Raw genomic sequence first — 13,543 nt, 5'->3', positions numbered from 1 at the left:
CGAGCGCGGCCGGGGTCGAGGGGCCGCGCCGGGTGGAGCTGCCGACCTACGCCTTCCAGCACCGCCACTACTGGCTGCACGTCCCCCGGTCCGGCGACCCGGAGTCCGTCGGCCTCGGCACCCCCGGCCACCCCCTCCTGGGCGCCGCCGTCGAGCTGCCCGACTCCGGCGGGCACCTGTTCACCGCCCGTCTCTCGGCCCGTACGCACCCGTGGCTCGCCGACCACGCGGTGGGCGAGACGGTGCTGTTCCCCGGCACCGGGCTCGTGGAGCTGGCCGTCCGCGCCGGAGACCAGGCGGGTTGCGCCAGGGTCGAGGAGCTCACCCTGGAGGCCCCGCTGGTCCTGGCCGGCCAGGGCGGCGTCCAGGTGCAGGTCGTGGTCGGTGCCCCGGACGACTCCGGAGCCCGCGCGGTCAGCGTCTACGGGCGCGCCGAGGACACCCCGGCCGACGAGCCGTGGACCCGGCACGCCACCGGCCTCCTCGCCCCCTCGGGACCGGCCGGGGACTTCGACCTCGCCGAGTGGCCACCGCCCGGCGCCGAGCCGGTGGAGACGGACGGCCTCTACGACCGGCTCACCGGCCTCGGCCTCAACTACGGCCCGGCCTTCCGCGGCCTCACGGCGGCCTGGGCGCGCGGCGACGAGGTGTTCGCCGAGATCGCGCTGCCCGACCCCGTCGCCGCCGACGCCTCCCAGTTCGGCATCCACCCGGCCCTGCTCGACGCCGCGCTGCACGCCCTCGCCCTCAGCGACGCCTCGGCGGAGCACGCCGCGCTGCCGTTCACGTGGTCGGGGGTGGAACTGCACGCCGCCGGGGCGTCCGGCCTGCGGGTACGGGTGATCCCGACCGGCGGCGACTCGCTGCGCCTGGAGGCGGCCGACCAGGCCGGGCGTCCGGTGGTGTCGATCGGCTCGCTCGTGCTGCGCCCCATCGGCTCCGCCGACCTCGCCGGCGCCCGCCCGGACGCCGGGCGCTCGCTGCACCGGGTGGAGTGGGTCCCGGCCGAGACCGGGACCGTACCGGCCGGGGAGTGGGCGCTGCTCGGCGGCGACGCCTCCGGCACCGGTGCGGCGCTGCGCGCGGCCGGGACCTCCCCCGCGTCCTACGCCGGGATCGACGAGCTGGTCGCGGCCCTCGACTCCGGCGCGACCGTCCCCGGCGTCGTCCTCGTGACCCCCGAGACCACCGCGTCCCACGGTCACGAGAGCACCGAGACCGACGCGGAGGCCGTGGCCGAAACCGTCCGCTCGGCCGTTCGGCGGGCGCTGGACCTGGCACGGGCGTGGCTGGCCGACGACCGCCTCGACGGCTCCCGGCTGGTCTTCGTGACCAGGGGGGCGGTCTCCGCCGGGTCCGGCGAGACCGCTCGCGACGTCGCCGGAGCCGCCGTGTGGGGCCTGGTCCGCTCGGCCCAGGCGGAGAACCCCGACCGGTTCGTCCTGGCCGACCTGGACGGTCACGCCGCGTCGGCCGGGCGGCTCCCCGCCGCGCTCGCCACCGGCGAGCCGCAGGTCGCGCTGCGGGAGGGAGGAGCCGTACTGGCCGCCAGGCTCGTCCGCGCGACCGGTGCGACACTGTCACCGCCCGAGGGCGCCGCTTCCTGGCGGATGGACAGCAGGGACAAGGGCACCCTGGAGAACCTGACCTTCCTGGACGCGCCCGAGGCCGTCGCCCCGCTGGCGCCGGGACAGGTCCGGGTCGCGCTCCGCGCCGCCGGGGTGAACTTCAGGGACGTGCTCAACGCGCTCGGCATGTATCCGGGCGAGGCGGGCGCGATGGGCCTCGAGGGAGCGGGCCGCGTCGTGGAGGTCGGCCCCGGCGTCACCGCGTTCGCCGAGGGCGACCGGGTGATGGGCATGTTCGACGGCGGCGCGTTCGGGCCGCTGGCCGTCACCGACCACCGCCAGCTGGTCGCCGTGCCTGGCGGCTGGACCTTCGCCCAGGCCGCGTCGACGCCGGTCGCCTTCCTCACCGCGTACTACGCGCTGGTGGACCTGGCGGGACTGAAGGCGGGCGAGAAGGTGCTGATCCACGCCGCCGCGGGCGGGGTGGGCATGGCCGCCGTGCAACTCGCCCGTCACTTCGGCGCCGAGGTCTACGGCACCGCGGGAACCGGCAAGTGGGACGTCCTGCGCTCCCTGGGCCTGGACGAGGCGCACATCTCCTCTTCGCGCACCCTGGACTTCGAGGCCTCCTTCCTCGCCTCGACCGGCGGGGAAGGGGTCGACGTGGTGCTCAACTCGCTGGCGGGCGACTTCGTCGACGCCTCGCTGCGGACGCTGCCGCGCGGCGGCCGGTTCGTGGAGATGGGCAAGACCGACGTCCGCGCGCCCGAGGCCGTGGCCGCCGGGCACCCCGGTGTCCGCTACCGCGACTTCGACCTCGTCGAGGCCGGGTACGACCGGATCGGGGAGATGTTGCGCGCCCTCCTCGACCTGTTCGAGCGGGGGGCGATCCGGCCGCTGCCGGTGGCCGCCTGGGACATCCGTCGCGCCCCCGAGGCGTTCCGCTTCCTGTCGCAGGCCAAACACGTCGGCAAGGTCGCGCTGACCCTGCCCGTCCCGCTCGACCCGGACGGCACCGTGCTGGTGACCGGCGGCACCGGCGGCCTCGGCAGCCTCGTCGCCCGCCACCTCGTGACCGCCCACGGCGTCCGCAACCTCCTGCTGGCCGGTCGCGGCGGCCCCGCCGCCGAGGGCGCGGAGCGGCTGCGGGCCGAGCTGACGGCCCTGGGCGCGGACGTCGAGATCGCCGCCTGCGACGTGGCCGACCGGACCGCCCTGGCGAAGCTGCTGGCCGGGGTGCCCGCCGAGCACCCGCTCACCGCGGTGGTGCACGCCGCGGGCGTCCTGGACGACGGGACGATCGCCTCCCTCACCCCCGACCGGGTGGACAGGGTGCTGCGCCCCAAGGCGGACGCCGCGCTGAACCTGCACGAGCTGACCCGCGACCTCGACCTGTCGTCCTTCGTGCTGTTCTCCTCGGTGGCCGGCACGCTCGGCAGCACCGGGCAGGGCAACTACGCCGCGGCCAACGCGTTCCTGGACGCGCTGGCCGGGCTGCGGCGCGCGCAGGGGCTGCCCGCGCTGTCGCTGGCCTGGGGCCCCTGGTCTCAGGTGGGCGGCATGCTCGGCACCCTCACCGACGCCGACGTCGGCCGGATGGCCCGCGACGGCATCGTGCCGCTGGCACCGGAGGAGGGTCTGGCGCTGCTCGACGCGGCCACGGGCAGGCCGGAGTCCGCGCTGGTGCCGATCCGCCTCGACGCCAGGGCGCTGGCGGCCAGGGGCGACCGGCTGCCACCACTGCTGCGGGGCGTGGTGCGCGCGCCCGCCCGCCGTACCGCGACGGCCGCCACGGGCGGGCAGGCCGGAGCGGACCTGCTTACCAGGCTGGCCGCGCTCCCCGCCGCCGACCGCCACCGGATGCTGCTCGACCTGGTACGGGCGGAGGTCGCCGCCGTGCTCGGCCACGCCTCCGCCGACCAGGTGGAGGCCGACCGGGCCTTCGACGAGATGGGCTTCGACTCGCTCACCTCGGTCGAGCTGCGCAACCGGCTGAACGCCGCGACCGGCAGGCGGCTGCCCGCCACGCTGGTGTTCGACTACGCGAACCCGGCCGCCCTCGCCGACTACCTGCGCGCGGAGATGGCTCCGGACGAGGCGCCGACCGAGACGCAGGTCCTGCAGGAACTCGACCGGCTGGGCCGGGTGCTCACCGAGATCACGCCCGACGAGGAGACGCGGTTCACGATCGCCACGCGTCTGGGGGGCCTGCTGGCCCAGTGGCGCGGCGACCGGCCGGAGCCGGACGCGAACGGCGCGGCCACCGGCGACGGCGTGGAGTCGGCGAGCGCCGACGAGCTGTTCGCACTGATCGACAAGGGGCTCTGAGCCCGATGTTTCCGAGTGTTCCTGCCGTGGTGAACGGTCTTTTCGATGAGCGGTCCATCCGTGGTGTTCCTGCCGTGGTGAACGGTCTTTCCGATGAACGGTCTCTCCGCGCCGAACGCCCCACGGGTGGGCGCCCGGCTCGACGTGTAGGGAAGGTGACGTGACGTGGCGGACGAGCAGAAGCTCCTCGGCTATCTCCGGCGGGTGACCGCGGACCTCCAGCAGGCCCAGCAGCGGCTGCGCGAGGTGGAGGCCAAGGACCGCGAGCCGATCGCGGTCATCGCGGCGGGATGCCGGTTCCCCGGGGGCGTGCGCAGCCCCGAGGACCTGTGGCGGCTCGTCGCGGAGGGCCGCGACGGCGTCTCGGAGTTCCCCGGCGACCGGGGTTGGGACCTGGAGGCCCTGTACGACCCGGAGCTCACCCGGCCGGGGACCAGCTACACCCGTGAGGGGGGTTTCCTCTACGACGCCGGAGACTTCGACGCGGGCTCCTTCGGCATCTCGCCGCGCGAGGCGCTCGCCGCCGACCCGCAGCAGCGGCTGCTGCTGGAGGTGTCGTGGGAGGCCTTCGAGCGGGCCGGCGTCGACCTGGCGTCGCTGAAGGGCAGCCAGACCGGCGTCTTCGTGGGTGCCTTCTCCAGCGGGTACGGCACCGGCCTGGACGCGCTGCCTGAGGGCGTGGAGGGCCACCTGCTGACCGGCAACTCCACCGCCGTGATCTCCGGGCGGGTCGCCTACGTGTTCGGCCTCAAGGGCCCGGCGGTCACCGTCGACACCGCGTGCTCGTCGTCACTGGTGGCGCTGCACTGGGCGTGCGACTCGCTGCGGCGCGGGGAGAGCACGCTCGCCCTGGCCGGCGGGGTGACCGTCATGGCCACGCCCGAGACCTTCGTGGAGTTCAGCCGTCAGCGGGGCCTCGCGCGAGACGGCCGCTGCAAGGCGTTCTCCGACGACGCCGACGGCACCGGCTGGGGTGAGGGCGCGGGCATGCTGCTGCTGGAGCGGCTGTCCGACGCGCGCCGCAACGGTCACCCGATCCTCGGCGTCATCCGCGGCTCCGCGGTCAACCAGGACGGCGCCAGCAACGGCCTGTCCGCCCCGAACGGGGTGTCCCAGCAGCGGGTCATCCGCCGCGCGCTGGCCAACGCCGGTCTCGCCGCGTTCGACGTGGACGCCGTCGAGGCGCACGGCACCGGAACCACCCTCGGCGACCCGATCGAGGCGCAGGCCCTGCTGGCCGCGTACGGCAGGGACCGCCCGGAGGACCGGCCGCTCTGGCTGGGCTCGATCAAGTCGAACATCGGCCACACCCAGGCCGCCGCCGGGGTCGCGGGTGTGATCAAGATGCTGATGGCGTTGCGCGCCGGCGTCCTGCCCAGCACCCTGCACGTGTCCGAGCCCTCCTCCCACGTGGACTGGTCGGCCGGGAACGTCCGGCTGCTGACCGAACCCGTCGAGTGGCCGGACGACGCCGACCGGCCCCGCCGGGCGGGCGTCTCCTCCTTCGGCGTCAGCGGCACCAACGCCCACGTGATCGTCGAGCAGGCCCCCGTCCCCGGCGAGCCGTCCGGGGAGCCCGCCGAGGCGGGGGAGGCCGCGCCGGCGCTCGCGCTGCCGCAGGTCGCGGCGGCGTGGGCCGTCTCGGCCAAGAGCGCGCCCGCCCTCCGCGCCCAGCTCGACCGGCTCCTCGCCCACGCCGAGGAACACCCCGGGCGGCCGGTCGCCGACGTCGGCCTCGCCCTGGCCGCCGCGCGCACCGCTTTCCCGCACCGGGCCGTGGTCGTGGGACGCGACCGCGAGGAGTTGCTGGCCGGGGTGCGCGGGCTGGTCTCGGGCGACGAGGCCGCCGGCGCGGTCACCGGCGTGGCGGGGACGCCGGGCAAGACGGTGTTCGTCTTCCCCGGCCAGGGCTCGCAGTGGGCCGGGATGGCCACCGAACTGCTCACCGCGTCCCCCGCCTTCGCCGCGCACGTCGCCGACTGCGAGCGGGCGCTGGCGCCGTTCGTGGACTGGTCGCTGTCCGGCGTGCTGCGCGGGGAGCCCGGCACGCCCCCGCTGGACCGGGTGGACGTGGTCCAGCCGGTGCTGTGGGCGGTCATGGTGTCGCTGGCCAGGCTCTGGAGCGGGTACGGGATCCGCCCCGACGCCGTGATCGGCCACTCCCAGGGCGAGATCGCCGCCGCCACGGTCGCCGGCGCGCTCTCCCTCGACGACGGCGCCCGCGTCGCCGCCCTGCGCAGCCGGGCCATCGGCGACGTGCTCGCCGGGCGCGGAGGAATGGTCTCCGTCGGGCTGCCCGTCGAGGAGCTGACCGCGCGGCTGGAGTCCTGGCGGGACCGCATCTCCGTCGCGGCGGTCAACGGGGCACGCTCGGTCGTGGTCTCCGGCGTCCCGGACGCCCTCGACGAGCTGATCGACGAGCTGACCGGGGAGGGCGTGCGGGCCAGGAAGGTCCCCGTCGACTACGCCTCCCACTCCGCGCAGGTCGAGGAGCTGCGCGAGCGCCTGCTGCGCGACCTCGGGCCGATCGAGCCCCGTCCGGGCGAGGTGCCGATGCTCTCCACGGTGACCGGAGACTGGATCGACACCACCGGCCTCGACGCCGAGTACTGGTACACCAACCTGCGCCGCACCGTCGGCTTCGACGCCGCCGTCCGCGCGCTCGCCGCGCAGGGGTACGGCGTGTTCGTCGAGACCAGCCCGCACCCGGTGCTCACCATGAGCCTGCAGGAGACCTTCGACGCGCTCGGCCACGACGCCGTCGTCACCGGCACCCTGCGCCGCGACGACGGCGGGCTGCCCCGGCTCCTGGCCTCCGCGGCCGAGCTGCACGTCCGGGGCGCCACCGTCGACTGGTCGGGCCTGTACCCCGGGGCCCGCCCGGTGGACCTGCCGACCTACGCCTTCCAGCGGCGGCGCTACTGGCTGGAGTCCGCGCCGGTCGCGCAGGCCCCGGCCGCCGACCCGGTGGACACCGCCTTCTGGGAGGCGGTCGAGCACGGGAACGCGCTGAGCCTCGCCGATGACCTGCGCCTCGCTCCCGACGTCCTGAGCGAGGTGCTGCCCGCGCTGTCCTCCTGGCGGCGGCGTACGCGGGAGCGGGCCACGATCGACTCCTGGCGCTACCGGGTGGCCTGGCGGCCGGTCGGCGACCCGGCGGGCGGCACGCTGACCGGCTCGTGGCTGGTCGCCCTGCCCGCGGACGGCGGCCCGGCCCCGGCGGACGCGGTCGTCGCCGGGCTCGCCCGGCACGGCGCCCGGGTGGTGCCCGTCGAGGTGGCCGGACAGGACCGCGCCGCGCTCACCTCCGCGCTGCGCGACCGGCTCGCCGACGAGCCCGTGACCGGCGTGCTCTCCCTGCTGGCGCTGGACGAGCGCCCCCACCCGGCGCACCCGGGGCTCTCGCGCGGCACGGCGGCGACCGTCACGCTCGTCCAGGCCCTGGGCGACGCCGGCGTCACCGCCCCGCTGTGGGCCGTGACCTCCGGCGCGGTGGACACCGGCGCCTCCGGGACCACCGGCCCTTCCGGTGCCGCGGGGACCTCCGGGGCGGAGACCGGGAGGCCCGGGGACGCCGCCCCGTTCCAGGCGCAGGTCTGGGGGATCGGCACCGTCCTCGCCCTGGACCATCCGGACACCTGGGGCGGCCTCGTCGACCTGCCCCCCGCCCCGGACGAGCGGGCCGTCGACCGCCTCTGCGGCGTGCTGGCCGGGCCGGGCGGAGAGGAGCAGCTGGCGGTCAGGGAGAACGGGATCCTCGCCCGCAGGATGGTACGGGCACCACTCGGCGAGACTTCCACTGGACGACCCCCGGCTTCCCGGAACTCCCCGGAGTCCCCGGAGTCCACGGAGTCGTCGGGCTCCGCGGGATTCCCCGCCTCCGGGGAATCCCTGGAGTCCCCGGGCTCCGGTGAGGCTCCCGGCGCGGCGGGGCGGGCGCGCGACGCTGGTTCCGGCGGTGTCCGGCGGCTGAGCGGCACCGCGCTCGTCACCGGCGGCACCGGCGGGGTCGGCGCGCACGTGGCCCGCTGGCTGGCGGGCCGGGGCGTCGAGCACCTGCTCCTGACCAGCCGCCGAGGTCGCGCCGCCGCGGGCGCCGCCGAGCTGGAGGCCGAGCTCGCGGCACTGGGCGTCACGGTCACGATCGCCGCGTGCGACGTCGCCGACCGCGAGGACCTCCGCCGCCTGCTGGACTCGCTGCCCGCCGAGTACCCGCTCCGCGCGGTGGTCCACGCGGCCGGCGTCGTCCAGGACGGCGCGCCGCTGGGCGGCACCACGGTCGAGGAGTTCGCCGAGGTCGGGCTGGCCAAGGTCGCGGGCGCGCGACACCTGGACGAGCTGCTGGGCGACCGCCCGCTGGACCTGTTCGCGCTGTTCTCCTCGGGAGCCGCCGTGTGGGGCCAGGGGGGACAGGCGGCGTACGCCGCGGCGAACGCGTTCCTGGACGCGCTGGCCGCCCGGCGCCGCGCGCGGGGACTGGCCGCCACCTGCGTCGCCTGGGGTGCCTGGGGCGGCGGCGGCATGGTGGACGACGAGGTCGGCTCCCGGCTGCGCCGCCTCGGCGTGCGCGCCATGGAGCCCTCAGCCGCCACGGCCGCGCTCGGCCAGGCCCTTGACCACGACGAGTCCCACCTGGTGGTGGCCGACATCGACTGGAGCCGGTTCGCCCCCGCGTACACCCTCTCCAGGTCCCGCCCGCTGCTGCGCGCCCTCCCCGAGGTCACCGCGATCCTCGACGGCGGCGGCGACGGTGACGACGAGGAGGAGACGGGCGGGGCGCCGCTGGTGGCCAGGCTCTCCGGGCTGCCCGAGGAGGAGCGGCTGGACGTGCTGCGCGAGGCGGTGCGGGTGCACGCCGCCAGGGCGCTCGGCCACCCCGGCCCCGAGGCGGTCGACGCGCACCAGAACTTCCTGGAGGCGGGCTTCGACTCGCTGACCTCCATGGAGCTGCGCAACGGCCTCGTCAAGGCGACCGGGCTGCGGATGCCCGCGACGGTGGTCTTCGACTACCCCAACCCCTCCGACCTGGCGAAACACCTCCTGGGCGAGCTGGCGACCCGCCTGGGCGGTGGAGACGGCTCACCGGGCGGGGCCGACCCCTCGGAGACCCCCAGCGCGCTGTTCCACGAAGCCGCTCGGGCGGGGAAGATGCACGAGGCCATGGGTCTCCTGCGGGCCATGGCCGACCTGCGTCCCTCCTTCTCCTCGGTCGAGGAGCTCGACGAGATCCCGCCGCCGGTCAAGCTGGCCTCCGGTCCCGGCGGGCCCGCGCTGTTCTGCTTCAGCACCCCCATGGCGCTGGGCGGGGCGACCCAGTTCGCCCGGCTCGCGGCGAACTTCCGCGGCGTACGGGACCTCTTCGCGCTCACGGTGCCCGGTTTCGCCAAGGAGGAGAGTCTTCCGGGCACGGTCGACGCCGCGGTGCGCGTGTGGGCGGAGTCGGTGCGCCGGGCGGCGGGGGACGAGCCGTTCGCGGTCCTCGGCTACTGCGCGGGAGGGATCTTCGCGCACTCCGCCGTCGGCTATCTGGAGAGCATCGGCGTCAACCCGGTGGGACTGATCCTGCTGGACACCTTCATGCCCGACGACAAGGTCATCGACGACATCGGCATGCAACTGGTGCGGGGCATGTTCGACAGGGAGGCCGCGTTCGGCCCGTTCACCAGCGCGCGGCTGGCGGCGATGGGCCGCTACTACCGGCTGTTCCGCGAGAGCACGGTGGGGGAGGTGCGGGCGCCCATCCTGTTCCTGCACCCGGACACCCCGCTGCCCGGCTTCGACGGCGAGGTGCCGGTCACCGAGGACTGGCGCGCCTCCTGGCACACCGAGCACGTCCTGCGGGAGGTCGAGGGCGACCACTACACCATGCTGGAGGACAGGTCTCCCTCGATGGCCCGCGCCATCGAGGGCTGGCTGGAGACGCTGAAGTCCCCGGAGTCACCGCCCGGCGACCACTGAGAGCCGCGCCACCGCCGGTGCCGGACTCATCCCCAGTCCGGCGCCGGCGGCGGCGCTCTTCACGAGCGGGCCGGGACCGAGCACCCCACAAGACCCGAAGACCGCGCGGGGAAACGATGGTGGTCACGCGTTCGGGCGGGTGTGCGGCCAAGGCCGGGGTTCGGCCGCTTCGGGCGGGTGTGCGGCCGGGGTCGGGGTTCGGCCGCCAGTGTGATCGCCACGATCACCGGCCCGGCCGGACCCGGCGTGCCCCCTGTACGGCCGCGCACGTCCCGGGCGGTGTGTCCGGAGCCGTACCGGCCACCGCCGCCACGATCCCCTAGGCTGAGCGGCCGTGGAGTATTTCGTGTACGGCCGCGACCGCCCCGGCGCCTTCGAGCTCAAGGTGAGCCTGACCGAGGAGCACTGGTCCTTCCTGGACGCGTACGGGCAGCGGCTGGTCGCCCGCGGCCCCACGTTGACCGGCGACGGTGAGGAGGCCGTCTCGACGGGCAGCCTGCACATCGTCGACCTTCCCGACGCGGACGCCGCCCGCACGTTCGCCTACGCAGAGCCCTACTACCTCGGCGGCGTCTTCGAGTCGGTGCTGCTGTGCCGCTTCCACAACGTCCTGGGCCGCACCATGTGGGACTTCACCGACGCCGTCGCCGGATACGGCCGGTTCCTGCTCCTCGCCATGGGCGAGTCCGTCCCCGAGCCGGTCCCGTCGAAGCACATGATCGTGTACGGCGAGCTGCTCGCCCTCGACGGCGAGGCGCGGCTCGGCCGGGCGGCCGTCGTCGAGGCGCCCGACCGTGAAGCCGCCGCGACCCTGCTGCCGACCGGCGGGAGCGGCCGTACGCGCGTTCACCCCTGGCGCTTCGGCGGCAGGCCCGCTCAGCGCTCGCCCGGCCGGTGACGGCACGCCGTCGCGACGGCGCCACGACGTCTTCGAGCGCGGGCGGGGCGAGTGAGCCGCGCCGGGATCGCCGGAGGCCTCATCGGCCGGAAAGGACGAGGCCCAGGGCGGGTCGACCCGGTTCGTCGCACCCCGGGCCGCGCTAATTGTGCCAAATGGCGGCGAGCCGACGGGTGGCCAGGCGGGCCGGGATCACGCGCAGCAGGATGTCACGCGTCCAGGCGGCGGCCCCGGTCTGCGAGGTCAGCCGTGACTGCCGCTCCGCGGCCCGCATCAGCCGGTTGGCGCGCGGGCGGCGCTGCGCGTCGTAGCGCAGCAGCCGCTCGGCCACCTCGGCGGGCCCGGCCCCCGACAGGTGGTGAGCGAGCGCGGCGGCGTCCTCGAAGGCCTGGCTGGCGCCCTGCCCGAGGTCGGGCGTCATGGCGTGCGCGGCGTCGCCGAGCAGCGCGATCCTGCCGGTCACGAACGTCGGCAGCGGCTTGGCCAGGCAGGCGATCGGGTCGACGTAGACGTCGTCGGCCGAGGTGGCCGCCAGCAGCGCGGGGACGGCCGGGTGCCAGTCGGCCATCAGCGCCAGCATCTGAGCCCGCGCCTCCTCCGGCCCCGGGACGGGTTCCGGCAGCGCGGAGTCGGTGAACCAGTACAGCCTGTCCGCGCCGAGGGGGAACAGCCCGAACATCGCCCCGGTGCGCCGGTCGATCAGGATGCCGGCCAGCAACTCCTCCACGTCCAGCCCCGCGGGCCGGGGCAGGGTGCCGCGCAGGTCCATGCGGCCGATCCTGCGCAGACCGCCGTGACCGGGGAACAGCTGCCCGCGCAGCCTGCTGCCGATCCCGTCGGCCACGATCACCGCGTCCGCCTCGTCGACGCGCTCGCCGCCGCGGAACACCGCCACCCCGTCCACGCCGGGCTCCAGCCGCTCCACCGGTGTCGCGGTCCGCACCGCCTCGGCGGGTAGCGGGGCGCGCAGGGTGCGGTGCAGCTCCGCCCGGTCGGCCACGGTCGTCGACCCGACCTCGCGCTGCGCCCGTACGGCGTCGGTGATCAGCAGCGGCCGCCCGCGCCAGTCGCGCAGCCCGGCGCTGTGAGCAGGGATGAATCGCCCCCTCGTGTCGTAGCCGAGCTCCTCCAGCGCCCGGAGCCCGTTGGGCATGACCACCACACCGGTGCCCGTCTCGCGGAGCTCGGCGCCCCGCTCGTAGATGGTCACCCGATGCCCCTGGCGGTGCAGGCCCACCGCGGCCGCCACCCCGCCCAGCCCGGCACCGACCACGACTACACGCATGACACGCCTCCATTCACTACGTTCGTACTACTACGGTTATTGGTAGCATGGCCGGGTGCCGCCTACCAATCCAGCCCGCCGCCAGGCCCTGACGGACGCCGCCATCGACCTGCTGGCGGCCTCGGGGGTGCACGGGGTGACCCATCGTGCGGTGGAGAAGGAGGCGGGGCTGCCGACCGGCACGGCGTCCAACTACTTCCGCAGCCGCGAGGCGCTGCTGGTGGCCGCCGCCGAGCGGGTGGTCGAGCTCCACCTGGCCGACATGGACCGGGCGGCCGAGCAGCGGCCCGCGGGCGGCGCCGACCTGGTGGAGATGCTGACCGAGTCGTTGCTCGTGGCGGCGACCACGCTGCGCCACCGCTACCTCGCGATCTTCGAGCTACAGCTGGAGGCGGTACGCCGCCCGGCGCTGGCCGCGGCGCTGGCGGGGCTGCAGGAGGTCGCGGTGCGTTTCACCGCCGGGCATCACGACCAGCTGGGGCTGAAGATCGCGCGCGAGAAGGTCCCGGCGCTCATCGCGCTCTACGGCAGCGCCCTGTTCGCCCTGGTCAGCGCGCCTCCCGGCAGTGTCACCCGGCCCGCCGTCAAGGCCATCGCCGACACCATGGTGCACGGCTCGGCCGTGCCGGACGACTAGCGCGGCACCTTCCCCGAGCACACGTCGGCGCCGGCGGGTTCCATTGACGGCAGCGTCAGGGTGACTCCGACCGGGCCCGGAGGGCGACGTCGCCCTCCGGGAGTCTTTGATGACCAGAAGTGGCCAGCTTGCCCGGATCGTCCGTCCGATCCGCACCCATCCGTGACAATCGGCTCATCGGCCTCTGGAACGGTCCCGTCCTTGGAGCGGTCCCGGAGAGAGCCGCCACCAGGGAGCGAGAGGGAGGCCCATGGGCATGCGTCCGCTCGGTATCGACGGTGCCTGGGTGTTCGAGCCGGAGGTGTTCGTGGACGAGCGCGGGAGTTTCCACGAGTGGTTCCGCGGTGGGGCGTTCAGCGAGGCGACGGGGCAGGGGCTGGCGCTGTCGCAGGCGAACCTGTCGGTGTCGCGTCGCGGGACGGTGCGGGGGATGCACTTCGCGGACGTCCCGCCGGGGCAGGCGAAGTATCTGAAGTGCGTGCGCGGATCGGTCTTCGACGTGGTGGTCGACGTGCGGGTGGGGTCGCCGACGTTCGGGCGGTGGGAGTCGGTGGTGCTGGACGACGTCGACCACCGCTCGGTGTACGTGTCGGAGGGGCTGGGACACGGGTTCATGGCGTTGAGCGACGAGGCGATGGTGGCGTACCTGTGCTCCGAGGGTTACGCGCCGGGACGCGAGCACGGGATCGACCCCTTCGACGCCGAGCTGGGGATCGGCTGGCCGGACGGGGTGACGCCGCTGCTGTCGGCCAAGGACGCGGCGGCGCCCTCCCTCGCGGAGGCCGGGCGGCGGGGGCTGCTTCCGGAGTACGAGGAGTGCCGCCGTTTCTACGCCGAGCTCCGCGCCTGAGGCGGCGCCCCGCCGCCGG

At 75.4% G+C, this 13,543-nt stretch carries 6 protein-coding genes; 5 read left to right on the top strand and 1 reads right to left on the bottom strand.

Annotated features, from left to right (window positions below):
- The 3 genes from ACSDR0_RS24030 to ACSDR0_RS24020 form a co-directional block, all read left to right on the top strand.
- Positions 1-3,896 (top strand): SDR family NAD(P)-dependent oxidoreductase (locus tag ACSDR0_RS24030; protein ID WP_435291117.1); only part of this gene is annotated, 3,896 nt, incomplete at its 5' end.
- Between the two features lie 165 nt (positions 3,897-4,061).
- Complete coding sequence (locus ACSDR0_RS24025) at positions 4,062-9,854, top strand: type I polyketide synthase (protein WP_435291116.1); 5,793 nt, start codon at positions 4,062-4,064, stop codon at positions 9,852-9,854.
- A 334-nt stretch (positions 9,855-10,188) separates the two neighbouring features.
- On the top strand, positions 10,189-10,752 hold the full coding sequence (locus ACSDR0_RS24020; RefSeq protein WP_435291115.1) for a YciI family protein: 564 nt from the start codon (positions 10,189-10,191) through the stop codon (positions 10,750-10,752).
- Between the two features lie 142 nt (positions 10,753-10,894).
- On the opposite strand, the gene ACSDR0_RS24015 is transcribed toward ACSDR0_RS24020, so the two are convergent.
- On the bottom strand, positions 10,895-12,037 hold the full coding sequence (locus tag ACSDR0_RS24015; RefSeq protein ID WP_435291114.1) for an FAD-dependent monooxygenase: 1,143 nt from the start codon (positions 12,035-12,037) through the stop codon (positions 10,895-10,897).
- Between the two features lie 55 nt (positions 12,038-12,092).
- Between ACSDR0_RS24015 and ACSDR0_RS24010 the strand changes: the two genes are divergently transcribed.
- Both ACSDR0_RS24010 and rfbC read left to right on the top strand, forming a co-directional pair.
- Positions 12,093-12,674, top strand: a complete 582-nt coding sequence (locus ACSDR0_RS24010) for a TetR/AcrR family transcriptional regulator (protein WP_435291113.1) — start codon at positions 12,093-12,095, stop codon at positions 12,672-12,674.
- Positions 12,675-12,924: 250 nt separating this feature from the next.
- Positions 12,925-13,524, top strand: coding sequence for a dTDP-4-dehydrorhamnose 3,5-epimerase (gene rfbC / locus ACSDR0_RS24005; RefSeq protein WP_435291112.1), 600 nt, complete (start codon positions 12,925-12,927; stop codon positions 13,522-13,524).
- Positions 13,525-13,543 lie beyond the last annotated feature (19 nt).

The organism is Streptosporangium sp. G11 (assembly GCF_051192615.1).
GTDB lineage: Bacteria > Actinomycetota > Actinomycetes > Streptosporangiales > Streptosporangiaceae > Streptosporangium.
The sequence above is the reverse complement of the archived record's forward strand: the minus strand, read 5'-3'. Positions and strand labels throughout refer to the sequence as shown.